The sequence below is a fragment of the Chryseobacterium sp. 7 genome (genome assembly GCF_003663845.1).
Lineage (GTDB): Bacteria > Bacteroidota > Bacteroidia > Flavobacteriales > Weeksellaceae > Chryseobacterium.
In genome coordinates, this window is record NZ_RCCA01000001.1 from 1,974,556 (window position 1) to 2,000,678 (window position 26,123).

Below are 26,123 nucleotides of genomic sequence, written 5' to 3' on the forward strand. Positions count from 1 at the left end.
AAATAGATGGAGGCAAACTTACAAAAAACAAATGTATTGAAGAATCCGTTTTGGCTACAGCTTACCCCATTTTGGCAACTTCTGCGTTTGTTCTAATGCTGAACTTTGTCCTGTAATTTTAAACCAAGAAAAATGAAAACAATTTTTATAACAGGTGCTTCTACAGGATTAGGTAAAGCAACTGCCCAATTATTTCAAAACAAAGGATGGAGAGTAATCGCAACGATGAGAAACCCTGAAGCTGCGGCTGATCTTGCTGCGTTGGAGAACGTAACGGTACTTCCTTTGGATGTTACCAATCCGGAGCAGATACAATCTACCGTAAAAAAGGCTTTGGAGCTTGGCGATATTGATGTGGTGTATAATAATGCAGGATACGGCTTAATAGGACCTTTGGAAGCGCTTTCTGATAACCAGATCGTAAAACAGCTTGACACGAATTTATTAGGGGTTATACGTGTTACACAGGCCTTTATTCCTTACTTCAGAGAACAGAAAAAAGGAATGTTCATTTCTACAACGTCTATAGGAGGACTGGTTGCTTTCCCGTTAAGCTCTACGTATCATGCTACCAAGTGGGCGCTTGAAGGATGGAGTGAAAGTCTGGCTTTTGAGCTTAATACATTGGGAATTGATATTAAAACCGTTTCTCCTGGAGGAATTAAGACTGATTTTGTAAGCCGTTCTTTAGACTCAGCCTCAAGCCCGGCTTATGAAGACATGACCAATTCTCTGTTTTCTAAGATGGAAGGGATGATGGAAGCCGCTTCTACACCGGAGCAGATTGCAGAAGTAGTGTACGAAGCAGCTACAGATGGCAAAAAGCAGCTGAGATATGTAGCCGGAGAAGATGCTAAAGCAATCTATGCACAACGCCTTGAATTAGGTGATGAAGCTTTCAGAGAGCAGTTTGGAAAGCAGTTTATTTAGTCAGGTTTTTAAAAGACAGGATAAAGTAATTCACACTTATACTGTCTTTTTCAACAAATAATTTATAATTTTATATCATGGAAAAGAAAGATAACATCCCTTTGAAAATTTCATCCATATCCGAACTGCATAATATGCTGCAGCTCCCTAAACCGCTTCATCCTTTGGTAAGTCTTGTGGATAATACAAAGATGAATATCAAAAAAGATATGCTGAAGAGAAGCTTTATGATGAATTTTTACAAAATCTCATATAAATATTCTACTGTTGGAAAAATGGGTTATGGACAGGGATATTATGATTTCAATGAGGGAGGAATGATGTTCACGGCACCCGGGCAGGTTCTTTCTACCGATGAAAATGCAGAATACTGTGGGTATACTTTGCTGGTGCATCCGGATTTTATCAGAAGTTATGATTTAGCAAAGAAAATCAAGAACTTCGGTTTCTTTTCTTATGATACGAATGAGGCTCTGCACCTGTCTGATCAGGAAAAAACAACAATTACAGGATTGCTGGACAATATTGGAAATGAACTCAATACTGCCATTGATGAAGTAAGCCAGGACGTTATTGTTTCTTATATTGATGTTCTTCTCAATTACAGCAACCGTTTTTATAAAAGACAGTTTATTACCAGAAAGGCAGTAAATAATGATTTGCTGACCAAAATGGATGTTGTGCTGGAAAACTACTTCAATCAGCAGGAAACATTAAATAAAGGGCTTCCTACGGTAGAATTTCTAGCTTCCACACTCAATCTGTCTCCTCATTATCTGAGTGATATGCTCCGAAATCTTACCGGATTAAATGCTCAACAGCATATTCATGAGAAACTGATTGAAAAAGCAAAAGAATACCTTACCACTACTGGTTTTTCTGTATCTGAAGTGGCCTATGCCCTTGGATTTGAGCACCCACAGTCATTCAATAAGCTGTTTAAAAAGAAGACAGAGAAAACTCCTCTGAGTTACAGACAGTCTTTCAATTAGATATATCACCCGATTTAAATATCGGGTGTTTTTTATTTACTGCTTTTCTTTTATAAGTGTTTCGATTTTAAGTTTTGTCGTATTCCACTCATCATCTAAAATACTGTAATAAGCAGCATTTCTTGTGCTGCCGTCACTTAGAACTTTATCTTTACGTAAAATACCTTCAAATACACCACCAATTTTTTCAATGGCTTTTCTTGATCTGAAATTATTGTCTTTTGTTTTTAATTGTACTCTGTTGGTTTTCAAGCAGTTTACATTCAATATTGATGGCTGTTCCCCAGAATTCTTTAGTAATCCATGTCCATCCGATTTCCAATTTTTTGTCTGCAGGGTAAATTTCAAAAAAACGTGTGGATCCAATTAGTTTTCCGGTTTCTTTATGACGAATTACAAATGGGTATTGATTTCCCGTCTCTCTTTCGGATAATGCAGATTCATAGTTTTTATAAAACAGGGTTTTGTCTGAACAGTCTGTAGGAACCAGTGCCCAGAGTTCTTTATCAGCAGCAGCGGTATATAATTCTTCAAAATGTTCTTTTTCAAGAGGAATTAATTCAATGGTTTTTCCTTTCAGAATTGTTGGGTAAGCAATCCACTTTTCTTTCATGGTTTATTTTTGTAGATCGAAATTAATGAAAAATGAAAATCTAAGTTCAAAAAAATAAGTGATTTTATACCATGTTGATGACTGTATTTTTGTTATTGGTTAAAATGGAACATAAAAATGACAAAAACGGACTAGATTTTAATGCACAAGCATATCTAAATTTGCACAAGGAATTTTTATCAACTGTTATAATGAACGAGAGAGAATCTTTTAATGCCAAAATGCCGACAGCCTGTTTTTTACTTTTCTTTGCCCACGGACTTGTTTTTTCTTCATGGGCGAGCCGGATTCCAATCATTAAAACAGCACTTTCCATTAATGAAGCACAATTGGGAACACTTTTGCTTCTTATGCCGATAGGACAGCTTTCCACCATGGTTTTGGCCGGAAAGCTGATCAGTATTTACGGAAGCAGCGGCATTATTAAAAGATGTTTTTTGCTGTATCCTTTTTTTCTGTTATTAATTGGTTTGTCACCTTCTTATTGGACGCTGGGAGTTGTTCTGTTCTTTTTTGGAGTTTCCGGGAACATGTGCAATATCGCCATCAATACACAGGCTATTGAAATAGAATCTATCACCAAAAGAACACTTCTTTCTTCCTATCATGGAGCCTGGTGTTTTGCAGGTCTTACAGGAGCCGTCATAGGTTTGCTTATGATTAACCTCCATGTGGGAACTTTTTACCATTTTGCTGTTATTTTCATTTTGGTAGGAATCCTTTGGTACTACAGTAAAAGAAATCTGACGAATATTATTCATAAGGCAGAACCTCAAACCCGTTCCATATTCAAGGCTGTGAATCCAACATTGGTTGGTTTGGGAATTATAGGATTCCTGAGTATGGCGATTGAAGGAGCCATGTTCGACTGGAGCGGAGTGTATTTTCAAACAATAGTTAAAGCACCTGAAAATCTTGTGATACTGGGATATACGAGTTTTATTTTAATGATGACTTTAGGCCGTTTTATCGGAAACAGAATCATTGAAAAGTATGGGAAAAAGATTGTTCTGCAATGTTGCGGTATTTTGATGAGCGGAGGACTCTTCCTAAGTGTTTTCTTTCCGCAACTGTGGATCTGCATCATTGCTTTTATGATTATTGGTCTTGGAAGTTCACTAAGTGTACCTTCTGTTTACAGCACGGTAGGAAAGGTGAGTACGGTAGCTCCGAGTATTGCTTTGTCATTTGTTTCCAGCATCTCGTTTTTAGGATTTTTGATGGGTCCGCCTCTTATCGGATATATTGCGGAAAGCTTTGATCTCAGATACTCTTATGGCCTATTTGCCTGTTTTGGAATTTTACTGGCTATTATGGCAGGGCAGATGAAAGTATTCAGGAAATCGTAATGAATTTTTCTGTTATTAATAAAATACAGCCCTGAATTCAAGGAATTCAGGGCTGTTACTCTATAAAATTTAAATCCAGTTTTCTATAAGATGAAGCCACAACGCTTTTTCTTTATTAAGCAGAAAAACAGCAGATGATTTCCTTTTGGTTGTGATTTCTCCGGTAACCTGTGTTTCAATATACGTTGCCAATCCATGATGCTCAGAATGATTGACAACCATATTTTCAACCTGAATATTTCTCTCCGGAAATTTTCCAAATACGGCCGGAAGCCATTCTTCAAGCATAGATAGGGTAACGGTCTCTCCGTTTCCGTTTATCATTTTAAAATCTGGCGAGAATCCGGCTAACAGTTCCTTATAAAGACTTTTCTGATTCTCCGCTTTACCCTGAAACCATTTTTCAATATTTTTGTGGAACTCTTCTATTTCCCAAATGATTTTTTCTGTATTTTTCATAATTAAATGTATTTATTTTTGATTTAAATTTACCTTTTAGTCAATGATTTTTCATTAAAATTTTAATTGATTTAATAAAATATAAAGTTAACTATATAGTTGACTTTATATTTTGTATATTTACAACAAATATAGTACAAATGGATTTTGATTTTATTAAAGAATTAAGATATAAAGCTCTGGACAGCAGGCTGAAAAGAATCAGCGACAGGATGTCTCATGATGTACGGAAATTTTATAAAGAATTCGGGATTGATGTGGAGCCCAACTGGTATCTGGTTTTTATGCTGCTGCAAAAGAGGGGTGAAATCTCAATTACTGATATTGCTGAACCATTAGGATATTCGCATCCGTCTGTGGTAGTTATCGTTAAAAAAATGAGTGAAAGCGGTTATCTCATCATCAAAAAAGATAAGGTGGATAAACGCAAACAGATTATTTCATTATCTCCAAAAGCTATTGAAATGCTTCCCCGGCTTGAACAGATTTGGGACAGTTGTGAAAAAGCCATTCTGAAGGTATTATCAGAAGATCTCTCAATTTTCACTTATCTGGATCACATTGATCAGGAATTAAAAAATGAATCTTTTCATCACAGGTTTAAACAGGAATATTTAAAATCAATCCAATCATGAAAACATTAATTCTCATCACAGCGTTTCTTTTTTCTCATAGTTTGATTTCGGCAACGGAAACAAAAGTAATGGTCAGAGCAAAAGCAAGAGATGCCAAATTTATCGGAACTTCATTGGGAGGAGCTCATATTATCATCAGAAATAAGCTTAACCAAAGAATTCTGGCAGAAGGAAATACCACCGGAAGCACCGGAAATACAGATCTGATTATGAAAACTCCCAAAATCCGTGGAAACTCCATTGCAGATGAGCAGACAGGAGGCTTTATGGCAGCAGTGGATATTGATGAACCTACATTTGTGAATATAGAAGTCATTTCTCCTTTGAACAGCAAGCAGGCGCAAGCCGTGGTAAATACAGAACTATGGCTTATTCCGGGCAAGCATATTTTAGGAGATGGAATTATCCTGGAGATTCCGGGATATATTATTGATATTCTGAAGCCCAGAACCCATCAGTATATTGCTTTGAACAGCATTAAAGATAAACCCTTTCTGTTTCAGGCTAATATTGTGATGATGTGCGGATGCGTCATTGATAAAGGAGGTCTATGGAATTCCGATGAAATTGAAGTAAAAGGAATTCTGAAAAAGGACGGAAAATTTGTAAAAAATGTTGAAATGTCTTTAGTGTCAACCAATCTGTTTGAAGGAAGCCAAATGATCATTTCTCCGGGAAATTATGAACTCACTCTGTATGCTTATCACGAAAAAACCGGAAATACAGGGGTAGATAAGGTAAATTATGTGGTTTTTGAATAAACGAAATAAAATATATTCGAATGAAAAGAGACTTCTGTGAGGTCTCTTTTGCATTATAAAACCTGAAGTTCTTTAAAAACCTCAATAATGGCCTCAATTAGCCCTTTATCTATATTTTTTTCCGCAGCAGCGTCCGGAAGGAGAGCCCTTAAGTCACCGTGATCATCACGTTCAATAACCACTTCAGTTCCATCCACATCTACGTATAATTTGTATCCATAAGAGAAGGTGGCAAGTTTTCCATTGAAAAGCAGTTCTTTACCCTTATACGTTACGGGTACTTCAAATTCTTCCATTGCTGTAAGTTTATATTCAATTTAAAATCCGGGCAAATGTCGGAAAATTTTCATTCATATTCTCATACAAGTTTTCCTGATAAAGCTAAATAATCCGAATCACCAGGAATTTTTCCGGGTTAAAATCTGTATATTTATCGATAGTTATGAAAGCATTTCTAAAAAGAAATGATCAATGCAATTGAAACAAACCTTTATGAAAAATACAATTACCCTTTTCTGGTTCAGACGTGATTTGAGGTTAGAAGATAATGTAGGGCTTCACCACGCTCTTCAGTCTGAAGCTCCGGTAATGCCTGTTTTTATATTTGATACGGATATTCTCGATAAGCTTGATGATAAGGAAGACAGAAGGGTAGACTATATTCACCAGGTCTTGGAAGATATTAATATTTCATTGAAAAAGCACCATTCAAAGCTCAGTACTTATTGCGGAAAACCTATAGAAATATTCAGAAAACTTGCTGAAGAATATACTATTGAAAGTGTTTTCTGCAACAGAGATTATGAACCTCAGGCGATTGAGAGAGATAAGGAAATTTATTATTTTTTTAAAGAAAACAATATTCCTTTTAAAGCTTATAAAGATCAGGTAATTTTTGATAAAGACCAGATTATTAAAAAAGACGGCTCTCCTTACACTGTTTATACTCCTTTTGCCAGGAAATGGAGGGAAACATTGACTCCTGAACATTATCAATCTGTTGAGCTAAACTTTAAAAACCTTTTTCCACAGGAATATTCTGACATTCTTACTTTAAAGGAAACCGGTTTTAAAAAAACGGATTTTGATTTTAAAAAACCGATTCTGAATGCTTCTATTATTGATAACTATGATCAATTTCGGGATTATCCGGCATTACAGCATACTACACAGCTCGGAACTGCTTTACGGTTCGGAACCATCAGCATCAGAAAATGTGTGGCTTTTGCATTGAAACATAATACGGTATGGCTTTCGGAACTGATCTGGCGGGAATTTTTTATGCAGATTTTATATCATTTTCCTCAGGTGGTTCATCAATCATTCAAAATTCAGTACGATAATATTCATTGGCGGAATAATGAGGAAGAGTTTAAACACTGGTGTGAAGGAACTACAGGTTACCCAATTGTAGATGCCGGAATGAGAGAGTTGAATCAGACAGGTTTTATGCATAACCGGGTAAGAATGATCGTTGCAAGCTTTTTATGTAAACACTTACTGATCGACTGGCGTTGGGGAGAAGCTTATTTTGCCTTAAAACTCAATGATTATGATCTGTCCGCAAATAATGGAAACTGGCAATGGGCGGCAGGTTCGGGCTGTGATGCAGCTCCTTATTTCAGAGTTTTTAATCCGACCGCTCAGATGGAAAAGTTTGATAAAGACTTACTGTACATCAAAAAGTGGCTTCCAGAATGGAATACACCAGAATATCCTTCTCCAATAGTAGAACATACCTTTGCCCGTGAAAGATCCTTATCCGAGTACAAAAAAGGGTTGGCATCATCATGATCAACACCGGGCTTCGGGAGAACAGCAGAAATAAAATAGCCGGAAGTAATTTACTCTCGGCTTTATATTCTGTAATTTGTTGTATTCTGGGATCAGAACGGCTCTGCCTTTAATTTTTCCGTTTCTCATTCGGTCATATACCTCATTAGCCTGATCCAGGTTATATTTTTCAATTTCAATATGAATTTTTTTATGTCTTGCCAATCCTACCACTTCCATGAGCTCAACTCTTGATCCCCAGTAAGGATTTGTTATGCTCACTCCAAATGGCAGACCAGACATGCTGTATTGATAATGCCCACCGCCTAGTCCAACGATAGTAAGGTCACCATCCAGACTCACAATTTTACTTCCAAGTTCAATGGTTGATGTAGCCCCTACAAAATCAATAACTACTTTAGCTTTTTTAATTCCAGTGATTTTTTGAATCTGTTCCGCAGCATCTGCATCTTTCGAGTTCACAGTAAAAGTAGCGCCTAGTTCTTTGGCGAAGGCCAGCTTTTCATTTGTCACATCACACGCAATGATCGTACTGCCACTAACTTCTCTAAGGATTTGCAGGGCAACGTGTCCAAGTCCTCCCACACCAATTACTACAACGTATTCATCCGGGGTTAATTTAGACAATGATCTTTTAATCGCAGAATAAGGGGTGAGGGCTGCATCAGTAAGAGGAGCTGCAATCACAGGATCCAGATCATAAATAGGAACTAATAACCTAGAAGAGGGTACAAGCATATACTCAGCCATTCCTCCGTCTAGTCCCAAACCGCCTCCATAAGCCATTTCTGACTGATGATCACAATAGTTTTCTTTGGATTGCTGACAAGGTTTACAATGACCGCATCCCCAGGGACCATACACCAAAACAGCATCTCCTTTTTTATATCCTTTCACATCAGGGCCTACTTCTTCAATCCAGCCCGCATTTTCATGGCCTAATGTGAATACTGAACCTGCTACGGTTCCTTCATCAATAATGTGAAGATCAGAGTGGCATACGCCGGCGCCTCCAATTTTCAATAAGACTTCATCACCTTTAGGAGTGGGTTTTTCCATATCATTTACAACACGGACATCTTTGTGCCCGAAAAAACGTACTGCTTTCATAACTTAATATTTTAAAACTTATATCTTAAATGTACGAAAATTGATCCTGAATAACGAGTGATTTAATTGGTAATAAACTAATATATCTCATAGAATTAAGAATGAAATTCAAGAGCTATTTACTTGAAATTGATTAAATTAAACAAAGTGTAAAGTTTTTTATACGATATGATTGAGATCATACTCGGTGGTATAAACACTTGGTTATATTTGGGCATAGAAAATTTCATATTTCTGACAAATTACAGTATAACCTTCCGATAATTCGGGAGGTTTTTTATTTATCTGCAAATCATTGTTTTAGTCTGATTGTGCAGGTTTTTGAACTGTAGCCCCACCAGGGATCGAACCTGGATCTAAAGTTTAGGAAACTTTTATTCTATCCATTGAACTATGAGGCCTGGTTTAACTCATAAAATTACAAATTATTTGCGGGAATAGATTAATGATCAGGATGTTGAGCAGAATATTACTTATAAAATATTCTATGCTACTTCCCGTACATGGATTATTCGTCTTTATATCGTCTCATTAAATGTTCATTTATATACCTTATTTTACCTTATTTCATTTTTCTGATGAAAATAATTAATTGTAAAACAATAGGTTATACTTTTGTTTGAATTTTAAAGGTATATTAATGTACTTTATTTATATTTATAAGTATATTTGTATACTAATTTGTTTGATATGAATTTTGATCTTATAAAATCAGTTGTAGAACTTGTTCAGCAATTTGTGGAGCAAAATGAAGCGAAAACTATATATAGTAATGACCTGAAAGGATTTACAGAATGGGTCAGCGCTTCCCCGAAGGCTTATCCTGAGATACAAAATCCAGATTGGGTAGGGAAGGAATCAGGAAGAAGTTCAGATAGTGTAATCAATACTTTATTGATAAGAATAAGCAGATATGCAAAATCTTATTCCAGATCGGTCATGAGTAATTCAGGCTTTTCAAGCCAGGATGATTTCATTTATCTTATAAGCCTGAAAACCATGGGGGCCATGTCAAAAATGGAATTGATAAAACATAATGTGCAGGAAAAATCTTCAGGTATAGTGGTCATCAACCGCCTCATCCACAATGGCTGGGCTGAACAGACGGTCTCTAAGAAAGATAAAAGAGCAAAGCATATTAAAATAACAGACAAAGGGCTCACTGTATTGAATAATCATATGGATGAAATTCGTAAAGCCTCTCAGGTAGTAACAGGAAATTTAAACCCATCAGAGAGAATGCTGCTTATTTCAATACTTTCCAAACTGGATGAGTTTCATTATTCTGTTTATCAGATGAATCTTGAAACAATGGATATGTTAGAAGCCGCTTATAAAAAGCTGAACTGATCCATAAGCTGCCTTATAAACTCTTGTAAAACTATTAATTAAATAATGATGAATACCGGAAACCCAACAAAAAAAATTGCCGTCATAGGATCTGGATTTTCAGGTCTTTCAGCCGCTGCTTACGCCGCTAAATCCGGAAATGAGGTGCATGTATTTGAAAAACACGATCAACCCGGAGGCAGGGCAAGACAATTTAAGACAGAAGAAGGGTATGTATTTGATATGGGCCCAAGCTGGTATTGGATGCCTGACATTATTGAAGGTTTTTTCAACGATTTTGATTGCAAAGTATCCGATTTTTTCACCCTTGTTTCCCTGGATCCACAGTTTGAAATGGTTTTTTCGGAAGAAAAAGTTTCTGTGCCTGAAAATAATGATGCAATAAGAGAACTCTTTGAAACAATAGAAGATGGCGCAGGTAAGCAGTATGACAGATTTATGGAGTCTGCGAAATTCAAGTATGAAGTAGGGATGAAGGATTTTGTGACCAAACCCTGTTACAGCTGGCTTGAGTTTGCTTCATTAAAAATAGCAGGTAGCGCTTTTAGGCTTGATCTTCTCAGTAATTTCCGAAAATATGTATCAGGATATTTTTCTGATGAAAAATTAAAATCTCTGATGGAATTTCCGGTAATCTTTTTAGGGGCTTCCCCACAGAATATTCCGGCTCTTTACAGTCTTATGAATTACGGCGGCTATGTTTTAGGAACCAAATACCCAATGGGAGGATTTTATCAGCTTGTTCTGGCAATGAAAGACGTCGCGCAAAAACAGGGCGTAACCTTCCATTTTAATCATGAGGTTCAGAAAATCAATACAGGAAATGCAGAAGTTGTTTCGCTCACAGTAGATGGTAAAGAGTATGAATTTGACGCAGTTATTGCTTCATCAGATTATCATCATACCGAAACATTAATTCCCAAATCTCTCAGAAATTATAATAATGCCTACTGGGAGTCTAAAACGTTTGCTCCTTCATGTTTGATTTATTATCTGGGAATTAAAGGAAAAATTCCTCACCTCAAGCACCATACCCTTTTTTTTGAAAATGAGCTGGATGATCATATAGACTGCATTTATCAGAATAAAAAATGGCCGTCTAAACCGCTTTTTTATGTGTGCTGTCCTTCAAAAACAGATCCGGATGTTGCCCCTGAAGATTGTGAAAATCTTTTTTTGCTGCTTCCTCTTGCGCCGGGAATCCATGATGAAGAATCTGTCCGTGAAAAATACCTGACGGAAATGCTTGGAAGAATTGAAAAGCATACGGGAGAAAGCAATCTCGCTTCAAGAATTAAATATAAAAAAAGCTATTGTGTAAGCGATTTTATTTCAGACTATCATGCGTATCAGGGAAATGCTTACGGTTTATCCAATACATTGTCCCAAACGGCAGTTTTAAAACCTAAAATCAGAAATAAAAAGATCAGGAACCTCTTTTATACCGGGCAATTGACGGTTCCCGGGCCAGGAGTACCGCCATCGGTTATTTCCGGGAAAATTGTAGCATCCGAAGTCAATAAACTAAAACTAAATTAATATGAAAAAATTGTTTGATGAGTTGTCTTGCGAGGTAAGCAAGTACACTACACGGAAATACAGTACCAGTTTTTCATTAGGCATATTGGCATTAAAACCATCCATAAGATCCGCTATTTATGCCATTTACGGTTATGTGCGGCTTGCAGATGAAATTGTAGACAGTTTTCATGGCTATGATAAAGAAAAACTTCTGAAAAGATTAAAAGTGGAAACCTATGATGCGCTGGAAGATGGTATTTCCATCAATCCTATTCTGAACTCATTCCAGGAAACTGTTCGCCAGTATGATATAGATGTGCAGCTTATCAATCAGTTTTTGCACAGCATGGAAATGGATCTTCAGAAAATAGACTACAATTCTGATTTGTATAATGAGTACATCTACGGTTCAGCTGAAGTGGTAGGGCTTATGTGCCTGCACATATTCACAGGCGGAAATAAGCAGCAGTTTGAGGAGCTTAAGCCATTTGCCATGAAACTAGGCTCTGCATTTCAGAAAGTTAATTTTCTCAGAGATCTGAAAGATGATTATCAGGTGTTGGGCCGCACCTATTTTCCCTCTCTGAATATGTCTGTATTTGATAATACAGTGAAGGCTCAGATTGAAAAAGAAATTGAAAATGAATTTAAAGAAGCATTGCAGGGAATTAAAAAGCTGCCGGGTTCTTCCATTTTTGGCGTATATCTGGCTTACAGGTATTATCTGTCTCTGTTTGAAAAAATAAAGAAAACCAGTTCCCAGCGTATTTTGCAGCAAAGAATCAGAATTGCAAATTCACAGAAGCTCCTTGTAGCATTCAAAAGTTATATACGGTACAAATCTGCTTATTTCTAATAGTAAAATCTATTTTTTTGAAAGGTTTAAGAATGAATTAAAAAAAAGAAATAATGTACAGATTATATAGAGAACAGCAGCTTAATTGTGATAAGGAAACCGCCTGGAAATTCTTTTCATCTCCGCATAATTTAGCAGAAATTACCCCGAAGAGTATGAATTTTGTAGTTCTTTCAGATATTCAGAATAAACCTGTTTTTGAAGGAATGGAAATAGATTACAAAGTCTCGCCCGTATTGGGAATTCCGATGGGTTGGAAAACAATTATAAGCCAGGTAGACGAATACAAAAGTTTTACAGACTTTCAGAAGGAAGGACCCTATAAATACTGGAATCATTTTCATGAGTTCATCCCTAATGAAAAAGGGATATTAATGAAAGATACAGTAGACTATGAACTTCCGTTGGGTATTCTGGGAAAAGTTGCCCATCAGTTATTTGTGAAAGAAAAGCTTAAAAGCATTTTCGATTTCAGATACAGGATTTTGGAAGATCTTTTTAACAGCAAAACACAATTATCATGAATTTTCTGATTGTTTTGGGTGTTTTTATAGCTATGGAAGGTGCTACATGGCTTATCCACAGATATATCATGCATGGCTTTCTCTGGACCCTGCACCGGGATCATCATGATCACAGCCATGACGGAAAGCTTGAAAGGAATGATCTGTTCTTTTTTATTTTTGCAAGTCCTGCTATTGCCCTGTTATATCTGGGAGTTAAGCAGGAATTCAGTCATTGGTTTTTTATCGGCCTGGGAATCAGCCTTTACGGAATGGCTTATTTCTTTGTGCATGATATTTTTATTCACCAGAGAGCAAAAGTTTTTACAAAAACAAAAAATCCCTATTTCCTTGCCATAAGACGGGCTCATAAGCAGCACCACAAACATTTGGGTAAAGAGAGGGGAGAATGCTTTGGCTTTTTGTGGGTTCCTGTTAAATATTTTAAAATGTATTTCAAAAAATGATGCCCTATACCTACATACTGATTAATTTTTTCACTGTCATTATTTGCTTTGCAGCATCTTTTGACAGAAGAATACAGTTTAACAAACTTTTCGGAAAGTTTCTGCTGTCATCCACCATTGTAGCGGTTCCTTTTATCATTTGGGATATATGGTTTACCGCAAGAGGAGTGTGGTGGTTTGATCTCAAATATACCCTAGGATTTAAAATAGCGGGACTTCCTGTGGAAGAATGGCTGTTTTTTTACTGTATTCCTTTTGCCTGTGTTTTTACCTATTACTGCATTGAAAAATTTTATCAGCTTGAGTGGGTTGGCGCCTTTAATAATCTCATCGTATTTACATCTGTTATTATCCTTTCTGTAATAGGGTTTCTTTATTATGAAAGAATATACACCTTGCTTACGGTAATCGTCACCCTGTTTACGCTTTGTTATCTTCATTTTATAGCTAAAAAAGGATGGATTGGAAAAGCCAGTTTGGTATACTTGATTCTGATGCCTGGGTTTTTCGCGGTAAATGGATTACTGACCGGTTCATTGATACCGTCGCCTGTTGTAAACTATAATCCTGAAGAATTTCTTGGGATAAGGATGATCACCATTCCTGTTGAAGATGCAGTATATGGCTACAGCCAGTTTTTACTTAATATTTACTTCTTTAAAAAAATAACGAAAAATGAAAAATAAATCAATATTAAAAATAATGGTTGCCTTCGCTTTATTGTGTTTCACCGTATCCTGTACTTCCATGCCTGAAAAAGCGCAACCCGTTAATCAGTTTGATGTTAATAAATACCTGGGTACATGGTATGAGATCGCAAGATTCGATTATCGTTTTGAAAAAGATCTGGACAACGCAATCGCTCAATATAGCCTGAATAAAGATGGAAGTGTCAATGTCATCAACAGCGGATACAATATAAAAAAGGATAAATGGGTGTCGGCAGAGGGAACGGCAAAATTCAGAGGTGATAAAAATACAGCAGCTTTGAAAGTAAGCTTTTTCGGACCTTTTTATGCAGGGTATAATGTCGTGGCACTGCAAGATTATCAATATGCATTGGTAGCTGGGAAAAATTTAGATTATCTGTGGATCCTTTCCCGTGAAAAAAGTATCCCTGAAAATGTAAAACAGAATTTCATCTCCAAAGCCCGGGAAATAGGATACGATACTTCTAAGCTCATCTGGGTGAAGCAGGATAAGAAAAGTCCTTTTGATAAATAGACATTTAATTTTAAAATCGAAACATATGCTAAAAATACAGGCACAATCAAAAATACCTACAGATTACGGATTATTCACCGTATATGCATTTTCAGAACATGAAGAAGACTGGAGCCCGCATTTGGTTCTGGTAATGGAGAATACAGATTTTGAGAAGACAGTTAACGTCCGTTTTCACTCAGAGTGCATTACCGGAGAGGTTTTTCATTCCAAAAAATGTGAATGCGGTCAGCAACTTGATGCTGCCATGAAATATATGTCTGAAAATGGAGGAATGATCATCTATCTCCGTCAGGAAGGAAGAAATATCGGAATCATCAATAAGCTCAGAGCTTATGCGCTTCAGGAGCAGGGTATGGATACCGTTGAAGCTAATCTTAAGCAGGGACTACCGGCTGACGGAAGAAACTTTGACGTAGCTGTAGAGATGCTGAATCTTTTGAACGTCCGAAAAATTAATCTCCTAACCAATAATCCTGACAAAATAAAGTCCATTGAGAACAGTGAAATTATTCTCAACAGCAGAATTCCACTGGAAATTGATTCCAATGAAATTAATGAAAGCTATCTTATCAAGAAAAAAGACTATTTTGGCCACCTTTTAGAAAAAATTTAATGGCTGCCAGGCAGAGACAATGATATTAACCTGTCAAACCCAATCATCATGGAAAAAATACTTCTTACGGGAGCTACCGGCTATATCGGTAAAAGAATGATCAGCGTAATTGCTGCACAGGGATATAAAGTTGTCTGTTGCTGCAGGGATGTCAGCCGTTTTACCAGGAATATGGATGTCGATGAACAGCTCATTGAAGTCATTGAAGTCGATTTTCTCAAACCGGAAACCCTGAAAAATATTCCTGAAGATATTTCGGGAGCTTATTACCTGATGCATTCCATGAGTAATTCTGCTGATTATGAGGATTCGGAAAAAAAGTGTGCCTCCAATTTTTCCGGTTATATAGAAAAGACACAATGTAAACATATTGTCTACCTTTCCGGATTGGTGAATGAAAAAGAACTGTCAAAACATCTGAACTCCAGGTACGAGGTCGAAAAAATCCTGATGGATTGCAGGGTTCCCGCAACGGTTCTTCGTGCAGGGATTATCATTGGATCCGGAAGCGCTTCTTTTGAAATTATCAGGGATCTCGTTGAAAAACTGCCGGTGATGGTAGCTCCGAAGTGGCTGTACACTCAATGCCAGCCGATAGGCATCGCCAACGTTCTGGATTTTCTGATTTTTGTGCTCTTCAAAGAAACTGCTTACCAGAAAAACTTTGACATCGGATGTGATGATGTGCTGACCTATAAAGAGATGTTATTACAGTTTGCAAAAGTAAGAGGTCTGAAAAGGACAATTTTTACATTGCCTGTGATGACCCCCAGATTATCCTCATACTGGCTTTACTTTATTACCTCCACTTCTTACAATTTAGCAAAAGCACTGGTGGGAAGCATGAAAATTGAAGTAGTCTGCCGCCCGGAAAGTCTCATAGAAATCAAATTGATTACCGGTATTCAGCCATTCTCGTATGATACAGCATTAAAGCGGACTCTTGCAAAAATTCAGGCCAATGAAATTATATCCAGCTGGAAAGACAGTTTTATCAGCAGCCGTCATGATTCCACACTGAAACCATACCAGGATGTCCCAAAATACGGTTGTTTTACAGATCTCAGAAGTGAAGAATATGATGACAGGGAAGCTTGCATGGAACGTGTTTTTCAATTAGGAGGCACTCATGGCTGGTACGGACAGGATCTTTGGAAGATAAGAGGACTGTTTGATAAACTGGTTGGCGGGCCAGGATTGAGAAGGGGGCGCAGACATCCTACAGATCTTAAAGAAGGGGATGCACTTGATTTCTGGAGAGTACTCTATGCCAATCGTAATGATGGAAAGCTTATATTATTCGCTGAGATGAAACTTCCCGGAGAAGCCTGGCTGATGTTTAAAATTTACAGGAATAAGATCTGGCAAAAAGCTGTCTTCCGTCCAAAAGGTCTCTGGGGAAGGCTGTATTGGCTGATGGTACTGCCGTTTCATGGATTTATCTTCAAAGGAATGATCAGAAGGTTAAGTGGAAAGCAAAAATGAAATTTTTTAATAAAAAAATCTATAAATTTAAATTTTAAGAATATTTTAACATAGTGCAGGTTTTTTAGGCATTAATATTGTTTATTTATATACCAAATACTTAAATATTACATTATGAATAATTCAGATTACAACAAAGCAGAAAAAGCGGTAAACGAAACAGAAAATACGCTTAAAAATGCAGCTGATGATGCAAAATGGAAGATCAGTGACTTAGCAGATAAGGCTAAAGATTATATCAATGAAAAAAGAGACAATGATCAGGAAGCAACTCAGGAAGACTGGATGGAAAGAGTGAAATCTAATATTTCTGACGCTTGGGATGATATTAAAGATAAAGCAGATGAGGCCTGGGAAAAAACAAAAGATGCTGCAGAAGATGTGAAGGCAGAATGGAGAAAGAAAACAAATTAATGTTAGTTTGATAAAAGACCAGAACTTTTAAAGTTCTGGTCTTTTTATGATTATTCATTTTTTGTAGTTTATTTATATTCTATATTGAGATGTGCTTTATCTCATTTAAAGTGTTCATTCACCAAGGTTATAGTTATATTTTTTAATCATCTTAAAAAATTGAAATAAGAGTCTCTACTTAAAAAATTACGCTGTAATCATACCTGTCTGCAAAGAAAATACCAATGGCTTCTGAAACATTTCTATGAATTTTTTCTTAAAATTTTTATAAGATCAGTAGTTTGTAAACTTATCCCATTTTTCATCAATATATAATTACATATCATATTCTTTATAGAATTAATTTTTCCTGAAATTTTTGCCTATATTTTTAAATAGTATTGATCAATTAATTGTTCGTGTTATTAATATGGGGAATAGTAAAAATGTGGTATGAATTTGTTATTCATAATACTTTAAAAATTGCTATGTTTTGAAATATTGTGAGTATTTTTGAGGTTTAAATATCTGTAACTAATTATTGATTTTAACTTCTATGATTTTAATTGTTGATGACAATCAAAGTAATCTTTATTCACTGCAAAAATTACTTGAATCCAAGGATTTTCAGGTGGAAACAGCCAATTCCGGTGAAGAGGCTCTGGGTAAAGCCCTCAAAAATGACTATGCCCTCATTATTCTGGATGTTCAGATGCCAGATATGGATGGCTTTGAAGTAGCAGAAACATTGGCAGATTACAGTAAAACAAAAGAAGTTCCCATTATATTTTTATCTGCTGTCAATACAGACAAAAAATTTATAACGAAAGGCTATGCTTCCGGTGCTAAAGACTATGTAACCAAACCTGTAGACCCTGAAATTCTTTTACTCAAAGTAAAAACGTTCTATAATCTTCAGGAACAGAATATAGCCATGAAAAAGACTCAGCAGAATCTTGAGCTGGAGGTTAAGGGAAGGCGTGAATCACAAGTGACGATGAAGTCTCAGATAGACCATTTCCACTTAATGCTGGAGTCGCTTCCACAAATTGCATTTACCCTGAATGAAGCTGGAGCTGTGGATTTTGTTAATGGTAAATGGTATGAATATTCCCTCTCAGAGCAGGATTTTCCTGAAATACATCCGGATGACCCTGATATTACAGAAGAATTTGAAAGATGCCGTAAAAAAGGAAAAGCTCTTGAGCTGGAAATCAGAATTAAAAACGTAGCTTCAGGTAATTACCGCTATCATTTGCTTAGAGTAACTCCCGTATATGACGAAGACCGTATAAAAAATTGGGTGGGAACTTTTACTGATATTGATGATCAAAAGAAAGTTGAAAAAGAAAAAGATGAATTTTTAAGCATCGCAAGCCATGAACTGAAGACTCCTTTAACGAGTATAAAAGCTTATGTACAGCTATTGGAAAGAAAACTGAAGCTAGACAAAGAAAGCTCTGAAGCAGGGTTTGTAACGAAAGTTCAGGGACAAATTGAAAAGCTGAATACACTGATCACTGACCTGCTGGATGTTTCCAAAATAGAAAACGGAAAACTGAAAATTAATAAAAAACCCGTTAACCTGGAAAATGTAATCAGTAATGCCATTGAAACAATATTACAGACCCATGATCAGCGTGCAGTAAAAATTGAACGTCATGGTACCAAACCTGATATTTTGATTCCTTTAGACGAAATCCGTATAGAACAGGTGCTCATCAATTTTCTTACCAACGCGATTAAATATTCACCCGATAATAATCAGGTTATTGTCACCACTTTTGTAGATAAAGAAGCAGAAGAAGTAAGAGTGAACGTAACCGACTTTGGAATTGGGATCCCGGATTTTAAACAGGATGCTGTATTCAAAAAATTCTATCGTGTAGAAGAATCTTCACTTCAGTTTCAGGGAATGGGAATCGGATTGTTCATCTGCTCTGAAATTATCAAACAGCACCATGGAAGCGTAGGGGTTTCCAGTATAGTAGATGAAGGCTCTACTTTTTATTTCACATTACCACTAAACTAATTTTGATGCCGAAAAAAATAATAAGAAATCTTCAGTTTGGAGTAGGTCTTTCACTTTTGATTTTAATAGCCAGCTCACTGGCCTCTTATTGGAGTATCCAAAATCAGATGAATCACCGTGAAAGTCTTTCTAAAAGCAGACGTTCTGTAACAGCCGTTAAAGATGTGCTGGTTGCTTTACTGGATGCAGAAACAGGAAACAGAGGTTATCAGCTTACCGGAAGGGAAGATTTTCTTGAGCCTTATAAAAGAGGGTTAAGAGAATATCCTAAAGCTTTGGTGCGTGCTGAATCTTTAGATATCAATGATGAGAATCAATTACAAAGACTCGCAGGTTTAAAAGCAGCAGTAGATCAGGTAATGCACAATCTGAAAAGTCTGGTTGAGAACAGACGAAGAGGAATTATCATGACTCAGCAGCAGATTACTGAAGGTAAAGCCTATATGGATCAGTGCCGGAAAATTGTTAATGATTTTGTTCAGTATGAAGAAAGCCAGGTTGAAATTAAAAATAACGATCTCAACCGTTCATCTGGCACAACTGTTATTTTTATTCTCTTTTCCGCAATTGCTGCAGTAGTAGTAACTACATTTTTCTATATAAAAATGCGTGCAGATCTTATCCGAAGAGATAAGCTGGAGAAGATGCTTAAAGCAAAAGATGAAGAAATGACACGCCGTGTAAGTGCTATTCAAAAGATTGCCAACAGAGTAGCTAACGGTGATTACAGTGAAAAAGTAGTGGATAATGCTCAGGATGATCTTGGAGACCTTGTAGAATCTCTTAACAATATGACAGAGTCTCTCAAAACCTCCTTTGATAAAATTAACAAGAGCGACTGGCGCCAGAAAGGGCTTGCTTTACTGAATGAATCCCTGGTAGGGAATAGGACTGTACAGGAAGTTTCCGACAAATCTTTACTACAGCTTATTGAATATGGAAAATGTATTAATGGCTCCGTATATTTATATGATGAAGGTATTCTGAAGCTCAATAAAGCATTCGGATTGGAATCCAATATGAAAAAGGCTTTTGAGCCGGGAGAAGGAATGGTGGGACAGGCTTTTATTAATGCTAAGACTCAGGTTTATAATAATCTTCATGAGGATGACTTTGTCGTGACTTTCGCCAGCAGTACCATACAAATTTATGGAATCATATTGCTCCCGCTTTTTGCAGATGGTCATATAATAGGAGTGTTGGAACTTGGTTCCACTTCTAATTTTGAGGAAGACAGAATAAGCTATTTTGAGGAATGCTGTACAAATATAGGAATTGCCCTGAGCGCTGCAAAAAGCAGAGAAAAAGAGCAGCAGCTACTGGAAGAAACCCAGGCTCAGTCTGAAGAATTGCAGGTTCAGCACTCTGAGCTTGAAAATCTGAATACCGAGCTGGAAGCACAGACACAGAAACTCCAGGCTTCTGAAGAAGAGCTGAAAGTACAGCAGGAAGAGCTGATGCAGGCCAATGCAGAACTGGAAGAACGCTCGAGATTGCTGGAAGAAAAAAATCATCTGATTGCTGAACGTAATAATGAAATTCAGAAAAAAGTAGAAGAGCTGGCATTAAGCACGAAATACAAATCTGAGTTTTTGGCCAATATGTCCCACGAATTGCGTACTCCGCTGAATTCAATTCTTCTTTTATCCCGATTAATGACAGAAAATCCGGATGAAAATCTCAATGAAGATCAGATGGAGTCTGCCAAAGTCATTCATAGTTCAGGCACAAGCTTATTAACTCTTATTGATGAAATTCTGGACCTTGCCAAAATAGAATCCGGTAAAATGACTCTTGAATATCAGGATGTGGCCATTGAAGAAGTGGTAAAAGATCTGAAGAGTCTCTTCAATCCGGTATTTCAGGAGAAGAATCTTCCGTTTAATATCGAGATTGATGCAGATGTGCAGAAAGTGATCGAAAGTGACCGCCTTAGAATTGATCAGGTATTGAGAAATTTATTATCAAATGCCTTAAAATTTACTACAAAAGGAAGCATTGGTTTGCACATCAAAAAACATTCTGAAAAACCTGATTTTACTATATTTTCAGTGAAAGATACAGGTGTTGGAATAGCAGAAGATAAGCAAAAAATTATCTTCGAAGCATTCCAGCAGGCTGATGGTTCTACAAAAAGAAAGTTCGGAGGTACAGGTTTGGGTCTGTCTATAAGCCGTGAAATTGCAAGACTCCTTGGAGGTGAGCTTGTTCTGAAAAGTGAAGTAGACAAAGGAAGTGAATTCAGTTTTATTATTCCTGTACATGCCGTATCAGAAATTATTCAGTCTGAAACAGATCAGGATCTTGTAGAGGTGATTCTTGAAGACGTAGAAGAAATTCAGCATATTCTTGATGAAGGAGAAACAAAAGCAGTTTCCGTAAATACCCTTGAAATTCCTGAAGATGTAGCAGACGACCGGGAAAATATTCAGGAAGGAGATAAAGTAATTCTGATCATTGAAGATGATATCAATTTTGCAAAAGCTTTATTGAAATACGCCCATATGCAGACTTATAAAGGAGTGGTTGTGGTAAGAGGAGATCATGGGCTTTCAGCGGCTCAGAAGTACCATCCGCATGCCATTTTACTGGATGTTCAGCTTCCTGTAAAAGATGGCTGGGAGGTGATGGATGAACTGAAATCTGATCCTTATACTAAACATATTCCGGTTCATATGATGTCTGTTCTTCATCTTAAAAAAGAAAGTTTGATGAAAGGTGCCGTAGATTTTATTAATAAACCGGTAGCTTTGGATAAGATGACTGATGTTTTCAGAAAGATTGAAGAAGCTTTGAAAAAAGGATCTCAAAAAGTCCTGATTGTAGAAGAAAATGCTAAACATGCCAGTGCATTGTCTTATTTCCTGAGCAATTTTAATATCTCTTTATCCGTAGAACATACAGTAGAAGATAGTGTAAAAGCCCTGACTTCTGATCTTGTGGACTGCGTTATTCTGGATATCGGAAGTACAAAAGGGAATGATTATCACGTAATAGAATCTATCAAAAGTCATGAAGGACTGGAAAACCTTCCCATTATCATCTTTACAGAACATCACTTATCTAAAGAAGAAGAACTTAAAATAAAGCAGTACGCAGATTCAATTGTTGTAAAAACAGCACACTCATACCAAAGAATTTTAGATGAAGTAGGCTTGTTCCTGCATCTGGTAGAAGAAAAAAACAATTCTCCAGAAAATAATACAGGCAGAATGCTGGGATCTTTAACCGAGGTGCTGAGTGGCAAAAAAGTACTGATTACCGATGATGATGTCCGCAATATTTTTTCTTTAACCAAAGCATTGGAAAAATATAAAGTTGAGGTTATTGTAGCCATGGATGGAAAGCATGCTTTGGAACAGATTCACCACAATCCGGATATAGATGTCATCTTAATGGATATGATGATGCCGGAAATGGATGGCTATGAAACTATAAAACAGATCAGAAAGATGCCGCCATTTAAGAAGCTGCCTATTATAGCGGTCACCGCAAAATCAATGATTGGAGAACGTGAGAAATGCATTACAGCAGGAGCTTCAGATTATATCTCAAAACCTGTAGATATCGATCAGCTATTGTCACTGCTTCGAGTTTGGTTATATGAAAGTTAAACAGATAAATTTCTGATGAAGAAGAAAATTTTAATTGTGGATGATGATCCACGCAATATATTTGCATTGAAACTTACCCTTAAGGCTCGTGGGTATGCTGTAGAAACCTCTACAATGGCTAGGGAAGCTTTAGAAATGCTAAAGGCTGATCCTGATTTTTCAATGGTGCTTATGGATATGATGATGCCTGGAATAGACGGCTATGAAGCTGTAAGAATCATAAGAAATACCCCTGAGATCAAAGATATTCCAGTTATTGCAGTAACCGCACAGGCTATGCCTGAAGACCGTCAGAAATGCATTGAGGTAGGCGCCAATGATTATGTTTCAAAGCCTATTGATGTAGACCTTTTACTAATGGCAATAGAAAAACTTTCATAGATGCTGGAACCAAGTATCGTAAAAGACGAAGAAGTAGAATATCTGATCAATGATGTCTATGAAATGTACGGCTATGACTTTTCCGGTTATAGCAGGGCTTCGTTTAAAAGAAGAGTAAACAGGATATGCCTTTTGGACAGGTTTACCAGCTTCGCGGAACTTAGATATACCCTAATGAATGATACAGAATATTTAAAACGTTTTGTAGAAGAAGTAACGGTAAACGTCACAGAAATGTTTAGGGATCCTTCTTTTTTTAAAGCATTGAGAGAGAAGGTTTTTCCTCAGTTAGGTACTTATCCGCTGATCAGGATCTGGATTGCGGGCTGCTCTACAGGAGAAGAAGCGTATTCTATAGCCATTTTACTGAAAGAAGCAGGGTTATATGATAAATCCCTGATATATGGTACAGATTTAAATCCTGCAGTTCTTGAAACAGCCAGAGCCGGGGTTTTCCCACTATACCAAATGAAATTGTATTCTGAAAACTATATGCTTTCAGGTGGCAAAAGAGATTTTTCTGATTATTATACAGCCAATTACGACAGTGTAAAATTTGATAAAAGCTTACAGGAAAAACTTATTTTATCTACTCATAATCTGGTGTCAGACAGTTCTTTTAACAGTTTCCAGCTGATTATATGCAGAAATGTTCTGATTTATTTTGACAGAGAACTGCAGGAAAGGGTATTCAAGCTTTTTGACAACAGTCTTGAAAATTTAGGTTTTCTGGCTTTGGGAGCAAAAGAAACACTTAGGTTTTCCACTATTGAAAAGAATTATCATCAGATCGAAGACCAGAAAATCTGGAAAAAGCTTGATCATCATTAATAACTAATGCTATGGAATCACAGAAGAACATTGAATTAATTGTTATAGGAGGATCAGCAGGCAGTTTACAGGTCATTATTGAAATGATCAAAAACCTGAATGATAGCCTAAAAATTCCAATTGTAGTGGTGGTTCACCGTAAAGCTCAATCAGGAGATATTCTGAGAACCTTATTGCAGCAGTTTACAAAAATACCGGTGATAGAAGTAGAAGATAAAACTGAAATGGAAAATAATGCCTTATATATTGTTCCGGCAGATTATCATTTGCTGTTTGAGAATAAGAAAAATATGTCGTTAGACAGCTCAGAAAAAATGAATTATTCCCGCCCTTCAATAGATGTTACCTTCAGGTCTGCAGCAGAAATTTACGGAGAGAATATGATTGGAATTCTTTTATCCGGAGCCAATGCTGATGGAGTAGAAGGACTGTGCTATATTAAAAAAAATAACGGACAGGTCTGGATTCAGGATCCTGAAACGGCCGAGGTGGAATACATGCCCAGACATGCTGTAGAAGAAATAGATTATGACCTCATTATCAAACCTGATAATCTGGCAGAATATATCAATCAGTTGTAATAGAATAACCTAAATAATATGAACAAAAAGAAAATTTTAATTTTTGATGATGATGCTGCTATTTTGGAAGTGATTACCATCATATTTGAAGAGAACGGCTATGATGTCGAAATCTCGGAAACTTCACATGATATCCTGGAGAAAGTAGCAGAATATCGTCCGGATGTTATTCTGATGGATAACTGGATTCCTAAAATTGGAGGAGTGGAAGCCACAAAACTTCTTAAAAACAGTGAAGAATTTAATCATATTCCTGTCATCTATGTTACGGCAAACAATGATATCGCAGCTTTAGCTTCCGAGGCGCAGGCAGATGATTATGTATCAAAACCTTTCAATCTGGATGATCTTGAGGAAATGGTGGCAAAGCATATAAAAGAAAAGGTGTAAATCTTACGACTTTCCAAATAAAAATCTCTCAAACTTTGAGAGATTTTTTTATTTATTTTTCAATACAGAAATCATTTGATTTTTTGTTACATGATAACTGTTAATGTTATGAATTAAAGAGCGTAATAAAAGATAAAGCTGTGGATTTTCAACAATGGTATCAGAAAATGTCTGCACCAGAATTAATTTTTTTGAAACAATATTGTGGGCAGTAGTGTACTCGTTGCTAAGATCAATGTCAATATTAAATTCAGATTTTACTTTGAAATTAAAATATTCATCTATTAAATGTTTATCATTAATCAGGTCTAATGGTTCTGTTTTCGTTTCGTCCATAATGTTGATAATTAAATTTTAAAATACAAATCTTATACCGTACATAGGAAAAGCAAAGGAGATTATTAAAAAAAAGGTATATTTGTATACTATTTTAATTGAAATGAATTTTACCCTCATTAAAGATTGTATGACGCTCCTTGAGCAGTTTGAATCGGATGCCAGTATATCCCCCAATTCATATGCCAACACTATTGAAGGCTTTAAATCCTGGATTTCTGATCAGGAAAATGCTCAGCAAACGATTGTTGCTGGTGAAGAACCGTACTGGGAAGGTAAGGAAAACGGCAGAACACCGGAAAGTGCTATAAGTACATTACTTGTACATCTTAACCGATACGCAAAAACTTACTCAAAATCTGCTATATCTGATTCTGAATTTTCTACCCAGGAAGACTTTATTTATTTAATTAATTTAAAGGCTTTTGGTGAAATGACTAAAATGTCTCTTATTAAAAAAAATGTTCATGATAAACCGGCCGGTATGCTTATTATAGCAAGATTGCTACGCCAGGGGCTTATTGAACAGACAGATTCTGACCTGGACAAGCGAAGCAAAGTAATCCGTATTTCTGAAAGAGGACTTATGATCCTGGAAAAGCAAATGGAGAAGATTCGCCAGGCTACCAATATTGTTGCCGGAAACCTCAATCATAATGAGAAGATGGACCTTATCCGTATTCTGAATAAACTGGATCGTTTTCATTATCCTATTTTTTCAAGGAATATTAATCCTGATCAGCTTATCAATACAGTGTATGATGAATATGCTTTCAAAATTTACAGCAGCTAAAAATAATCCAAAGGTTACTGTTTCAAAAAAATAGATAAATAAAAGAATCTACCCTTTAGGGGTAGATCCAGTAGATAATACATCTCATTTTTTTAATTAGACAACAA

29 protein-coding genes and 1 tRNA gene are annotated in these 26,123 nt (G+C 36.4%); 23 read left to right on the forward strand and 7 right to left on the reverse strand.

What is annotated here, in order from left to right; genetic code table 11:
• The first annotated feature begins 132 nt into the window (after nucleotides 1-132).
• Nucleotides 133-930 (forward strand): SDR family oxidoreductase, encoded by a 798-nt coding sequence (locus CLU97_RS09030; RefSeq protein WP_121487632.1) that lies wholly within the window; start codon nucleotides 133-135, stop codon nucleotides 928-930.
• A 77-nt stretch (nucleotides 931-1,007) separates the two neighbouring features.
• On the forward strand, nucleotides 1,008-1,922 hold the full coding sequence (locus CLU97_RS09035; protein WP_121487633.1) for a helix-turn-helix domain-containing protein: 915 nt from the start codon (nucleotides 1,008-1,010) through the stop codon (nucleotides 1,920-1,922).
• A 36-nt stretch (nucleotides 1,923-1,958) separates the two neighbouring features.
• Here the strand turns inward: CLU97_RS09035 and CLU97_RS24020 are convergent, their stop codons facing one another.
• A complete protein-coding gene (locus tag CLU97_RS24020; protein ID WP_228437605.1) occupies nucleotides 1,959-2,174 on the reverse strand; it encodes a GNAT family N-acetyltransferase in 216 nt (71 codons plus the stop codon).
• The gene (locus tag CLU97_RS09040) at nucleotides 2,134-2,535 is read right to left on the reverse strand and encodes a GNAT family N-acetyltransferase (RefSeq protein ID WP_228437607.1); all 402 of its coding nucleotides are present in this window, start codon (nucleotides 2,533-2,535) and stop codon (nucleotides 2,134-2,136) included. The genes CLU97_RS24020 and CLU97_RS09040 overlap by 41 nt, the downstream gene beginning before the upstream one ends.
• Before the next feature lie 191 nt (nucleotides 2,536-2,726).
• Between CLU97_RS09040 and CLU97_RS09045 the strand changes: the two genes are divergently transcribed.
• Nucleotides 2,727-3,884, forward strand: coding sequence for an MFS transporter (locus CLU97_RS09045; RefSeq protein WP_121489687.1), 1,158 nt, complete (start codon nucleotides 2,727-2,729; stop codon nucleotides 3,882-3,884).
• Nucleotides 3,885-3,953: 69 nt separating this feature from the next.
• Here the strand turns inward: CLU97_RS09045 and CLU97_RS09050 are convergent, their stop codons facing one another.
• A complete protein-coding gene (locus CLU97_RS09050; RefSeq protein WP_121487634.1) occupies nucleotides 3,954-4,343 on the reverse strand; it encodes a hypothetical protein in 390 nt (129 codons plus the stop codon).
• A gap of 140 nt (nucleotides 4,344-4,483) precedes the next feature.
• Here CLU97_RS09050 and CLU97_RS09055 point away from each other — a divergent pair, with 140 nt between their 5' ends.
• Together CLU97_RS09055 and CLU97_RS09060 are read left to right on the forward strand one after the other, a co-directional pair.
• Nucleotides 4,484-4,978, forward strand: a complete 495-nt coding sequence (locus tag CLU97_RS09055; protein WP_121487635.1) for a MarR family winged helix-turn-helix transcriptional regulator — start codon at nucleotides 4,484-4,486, stop codon at nucleotides 4,976-4,978.
• A complete protein-coding gene (locus CLU97_RS09060; RefSeq protein ID WP_121487636.1) occupies nucleotides 4,975-5,739 on the forward strand; it encodes a hypothetical protein in 765 nt (254 codons plus the stop codon). The genes CLU97_RS09055 and CLU97_RS09060 overlap by 4 nt, the downstream gene beginning before the upstream one ends.
• 53 nt (nucleotides 5,740-5,792) lie before the next feature.
• On the opposite strand, the gene CLU97_RS09065 is transcribed toward CLU97_RS09060, so the two are convergent.
• Nucleotides 5,793-6,035 (reverse strand): hypothetical protein, encoded by a 243-nt coding sequence (locus CLU97_RS09065; protein WP_079241477.1) that lies wholly within the window; start codon nucleotides 6,033-6,035, stop codon nucleotides 5,793-5,795.
• Between the two features lie 196 nt (nucleotides 6,036-6,231).
• Between CLU97_RS09065 and CLU97_RS09070 the strand changes: the two genes are divergently transcribed.
• Entirely contained in the window at nucleotides 6,232-7,533 is a 1,302-nt protein-coding gene (locus CLU97_RS09070) for a cryptochrome/photolyase family protein (protein ID WP_121487637.1), read from the forward strand.
• Here CLU97_RS09070 and CLU97_RS09075 read toward each other — a convergent pair whose 3' ends face one another.
• A complete protein-coding gene (locus CLU97_RS09075) occupies nucleotides 7,534-8,643 on the reverse strand; it encodes an NAD(P)-dependent alcohol dehydrogenase (RefSeq protein ID WP_121487638.1) in 1,110 nt (369 codons plus the stop codon).
• A gap of 329 nt (nucleotides 8,644-8,972) precedes the next feature.
• Nucleotides 8,973-9,044 (reverse strand) — tRNA-Arg (locus CLU97_RS09080).
• A gap of 289 nt (nucleotides 9,045-9,333) precedes the next feature.
• Between CLU97_RS09080 and CLU97_RS09085 the strand changes: the two genes are divergently transcribed.
• The 16 genes from CLU97_RS09085 (at nucleotide 9,334) to CLU97_RS09160 (ending at nucleotide 24,887) form a co-directional block, all read left to right on the forward strand.
• Entirely contained in the window at nucleotides 9,334-9,993 is a 660-nt protein-coding gene (locus CLU97_RS09085; protein WP_121487639.1) for a MarR family winged helix-turn-helix transcriptional regulator, read from the forward strand.
• 45 nt (nucleotides 9,994-10,038) lie between these two features.
• A complete protein-coding gene (locus CLU97_RS09090) occupies nucleotides 10,039-11,532 on the forward strand; it encodes a phytoene desaturase family protein (protein WP_228437609.1) in 1,494 nt (497 codons plus the stop codon).
• Between the two features lies 1 nt (nucleotide 11,533).
• Nucleotides 11,534-12,370 (forward strand): phytoene/squalene synthase family protein, encoded by an 837-nt coding sequence (locus tag CLU97_RS09095; protein ID WP_121487640.1) that lies wholly within the window; start codon nucleotides 11,534-11,536, stop codon nucleotides 12,368-12,370.
• Nucleotides 12,371-12,420: 50 nt separating this feature from the next.
• Nucleotides 12,421-12,894, forward strand: a complete 474-nt coding sequence (locus CLU97_RS09100; protein WP_121487641.1) for an SRPBCC family protein — start codon at nucleotides 12,421-12,423, stop codon at nucleotides 12,892-12,894.
• Nucleotides 12,891-13,340 (forward strand): sterol desaturase family protein, encoded by a 450-nt coding sequence (locus CLU97_RS09105; RefSeq protein WP_121487642.1) that lies wholly within the window; start codon nucleotides 12,891-12,893, stop codon nucleotides 13,338-13,340. The genes CLU97_RS09100 and CLU97_RS09105 overlap by 4 nt, the downstream gene beginning before the upstream one ends.
• Nucleotides 13,337-14,026: a lycopene cyclase domain-containing protein gene (locus CLU97_RS09110; protein WP_121487643.1), complete on the forward strand. Its 690-nt coding sequence runs from the start codon at nucleotides 13,337-13,339 to the stop codon at nucleotides 14,024-14,026. Before CLU97_RS09105 ends, CLU97_RS09110 begins: the two co-directional genes overlap by 4 nt.
• Nucleotides 14,016-14,564: a lipocalin family protein gene (locus CLU97_RS09115; RefSeq protein ID WP_121487644.1), complete on the forward strand. Its 549-nt coding sequence runs from the start codon at nucleotides 14,016-14,018 to the stop codon at nucleotides 14,562-14,564. Before CLU97_RS09110 ends, CLU97_RS09115 begins: the two co-directional genes overlap by 11 nt.
• A 25-nt stretch (nucleotides 14,565-14,589) precedes the next feature.
• A complete protein-coding gene (ribA, locus tag CLU97_RS09120) occupies nucleotides 14,590-15,180 on the forward strand; it encodes a GTP cyclohydrolase II (RefSeq protein ID WP_121487645.1) in 591 nt (196 codons plus the stop codon).
• Between the two features lie 48 nt (nucleotides 15,181-15,228).
• Nucleotides 15,229-16,665 (forward strand): SDR family oxidoreductase, encoded by a 1,437-nt coding sequence (locus tag CLU97_RS09125; protein ID WP_121487646.1) that lies wholly within the window; start codon nucleotides 15,229-15,231, stop codon nucleotides 16,663-16,665.
• A 114-nt stretch (nucleotides 16,666-16,779) separates the two neighbouring features.
• A complete protein-coding gene (locus CLU97_RS09130) occupies nucleotides 16,780-17,079 on the forward strand; it encodes a hypothetical protein (RefSeq protein ID WP_121487647.1) in 300 nt (99 codons plus the stop codon).
• Between the two features lie 535 nt (nucleotides 17,080-17,614).
• Nucleotides 17,615-19,090, forward strand: a complete 1,476-nt coding sequence (locus CLU97_RS09135) for a response regulator (protein ID WP_121487648.1) — start codon at nucleotides 17,615-17,617, stop codon at nucleotides 19,088-19,090.
• A gap of 5 nt (nucleotides 19,091-19,095) precedes the next feature.
• A complete protein-coding gene (locus CLU97_RS09140; RefSeq protein WP_121487649.1) occupies nucleotides 19,096-22,704 on the forward strand; it encodes a response regulator in 3,609 nt (1,202 codons plus the stop codon).
• A 15-nt stretch (nucleotides 22,705-22,719) separates the two neighbouring features.
• Nucleotides 22,720-23,085, forward strand: a complete 366-nt coding sequence (locus CLU97_RS09145) for a response regulator (protein WP_121487650.1) — start codon at nucleotides 22,720-22,722, stop codon at nucleotides 23,083-23,085.
• Entirely contained in the window at nucleotides 23,086-23,916 is an 831-nt protein-coding gene (locus CLU97_RS09150) for a CheR family methyltransferase (RefSeq protein ID WP_121487651.1), read from the forward strand.
• Nucleotides 23,917-23,927: 11 nt separating this feature from the next.
• Nucleotides 23,928-24,497, forward strand: coding sequence for a chemotaxis protein CheB (locus tag CLU97_RS09155; RefSeq protein ID WP_121487652.1), 570 nt, complete (start codon nucleotides 23,928-23,930; stop codon nucleotides 24,495-24,497).
• A gap of 18 nt (nucleotides 24,498-24,515) precedes the next feature.
• Complete coding sequence (locus tag CLU97_RS09160; RefSeq protein WP_121487653.1) at nucleotides 24,516-24,887, forward strand: response regulator; 372 nt, start codon at nucleotides 24,516-24,518, stop codon at nucleotides 24,885-24,887.
• Between the two features lie 48 nt (nucleotides 24,888-24,935).
• Here the strand turns inward: CLU97_RS09160 and CLU97_RS09165 are convergent, their stop codons facing one another.
• Nucleotides 24,936-25,223, reverse strand: coding sequence for a hypothetical protein (locus CLU97_RS09165; RefSeq protein WP_121487654.1), 288 nt, complete (start codon nucleotides 25,221-25,223; stop codon nucleotides 24,936-24,938).
• 82 nt (nucleotides 25,224-25,305) lie between these two features.
• Here CLU97_RS09165 and CLU97_RS09170 point away from each other — a divergent pair, with 82 nt between their 5' ends.
• On the forward strand, nucleotides 25,306-26,016 hold the full coding sequence (locus tag CLU97_RS09170; RefSeq protein WP_228437611.1) for a MarR family winged helix-turn-helix transcriptional regulator: 711 nt from the start codon (nucleotides 25,306-25,308) through the stop codon (nucleotides 26,014-26,016).
• Nucleotides 26,017-26,123 lie beyond the last annotated feature (107 nt).

Coding starts and splice junctions, on each gene's coding strand:
- CLU97_RS09030 (WP_121487632.1), top strand. CDS start 133: ATGAAAACAATTTTTATAACAGGTGCTTCTACAGGATTAGGTAAAGCA.
- CLU97_RS09035 (WP_121487633.1), top strand. CDS start 1,008: ATGGAAAAGAAAGATAACATCCCTTTGAAAATTTCATCCATATCCGAA.
- CLU97_RS09040 (WP_228437607.1), bottom strand. CDS start 2,535: ATGAAAGAAAAGTGGATTGCTTACCCAACAATTCTGAAAGGAAAAACC.
- CLU97_RS09045 (WP_121489687.1), top strand. CDS start 2,727: ATGAACGAGAGAGAATCTTTTAATGCCAAAATGCCGACAGCCTGTTTT.
- CLU97_RS09050 (WP_121487634.1), bottom strand. CDS start 4,343: ATGAAAAATACAGAAAAAATCATTTGGGAAATAGAAGAGTTCCACAAA.
- CLU97_RS09055 (WP_121487635.1), top strand. CDS start 4,484: ATGGATTTTGATTTTATTAAAGAATTAAGATATAAAGCTCTGGACAGC.
- CLU97_RS09060 (WP_121487636.1), top strand. CDS start 4,975: ATGAAAACATTAATTCTCATCACAGCGTTTCTTTTTTCTCATAGTTTG.
- CLU97_RS09065 (WP_079241477.1), bottom strand. CDS start 6,035: ATGGAAGAATTTGAAGTACCCGTAACGTATAAGGGTAAAGAACTGCTT.
- CLU97_RS09070 (WP_121487637.1), top strand. CDS start 6,232: ATGAAAAATACAATTACCCTTTTCTGGTTCAGACGTGATTTGAGGTTA.
- CLU97_RS09075 (WP_121487638.1), bottom strand. CDS start 8,643: ATGAAAGCAGTACGTTTTTTCGGGCACAAAGATGTCCGTGTTGTAAAT.
- CLU97_RS09085 (WP_121487639.1), top strand. CDS start 9,334: ATGAATTTTGATCTTATAAAATCAGTTGTAGAACTTGTTCAGCAATTT.
- CLU97_RS09090 (WP_228437609.1), top strand. CDS start 10,039: ATGATGAATACCGGAAACCCAACAAAAAAAATTGCCGTCATAGGATCT.
- CLU97_RS09095 (WP_121487640.1), top strand. CDS start 11,534: ATGAAAAAATTGTTTGATGAGTTGTCTTGCGAGGTAAGCAAGTACACT.
- CLU97_RS09105 (WP_121487642.1), top strand. CDS start 12,891: ATGAATTTTCTGATTGTTTTGGGTGTTTTTATAGCTATGGAAGGTGCT.
- CLU97_RS09110 (WP_121487643.1), top strand. CDS start 13,337: ATGATGCCCTATACCTACATACTGATTAATTTTTTCACTGTCATTATT.
- CLU97_RS09115 (WP_121487644.1), top strand. CDS start 14,016: ATGAAAAATAAATCAATATTAAAAATAATGGTTGCCTTCGCTTTATTG.
- ribA (WP_121487645.1), top strand. CDS start 14,590: ATGCTAAAAATACAGGCACAATCAAAAATACCTACAGATTACGGATTA.
- CLU97_RS09125 (WP_121487646.1), top strand. CDS start 15,229: ATGGAAAAAATACTTCTTACGGGAGCTACCGGCTATATCGGTAAAAGA.
- CLU97_RS09130 (WP_121487647.1), top strand. CDS start 16,780: ATGAATAATTCAGATTACAACAAAGCAGAAAAAGCGGTAAACGAAACA.
- CLU97_RS09135 (WP_121487648.1), top strand. CDS start 17,615: ATGATTTTAATTGTTGATGACAATCAAAGTAATCTTTATTCACTGCAA.
- CLU97_RS09140 (WP_121487649.1), top strand. CDS start 19,096: ATGCCGAAAAAAATAATAAGAAATCTTCAGTTTGGAGTAGGTCTTTCA.
- CLU97_RS09145 (WP_121487650.1), top strand. CDS start 22,720: ATGAAGAAGAAAATTTTAATTGTGGATGATGATCCACGCAATATATTT.
- CLU97_RS09150 (WP_121487651.1), top strand. CDS start 23,086: ATGCTGGAACCAAGTATCGTAAAAGACGAAGAAGTAGAATATCTGATC.
- CLU97_RS09155 (WP_121487652.1), top strand. CDS start 23,928: ATGGAATCACAGAAGAACATTGAATTAATTGTTATAGGAGGATCAGCA.
- CLU97_RS09160 (WP_121487653.1), top strand. CDS start 24,516: ATGAACAAAAAGAAAATTTTAATTTTTGATGATGATGCTGCTATTTTG.
- CLU97_RS09165 (WP_121487654.1), bottom strand. CDS start 25,223: ATGGACGAAACGAAAACAGAACCATTAGACCTGATTAATGATAAACAT.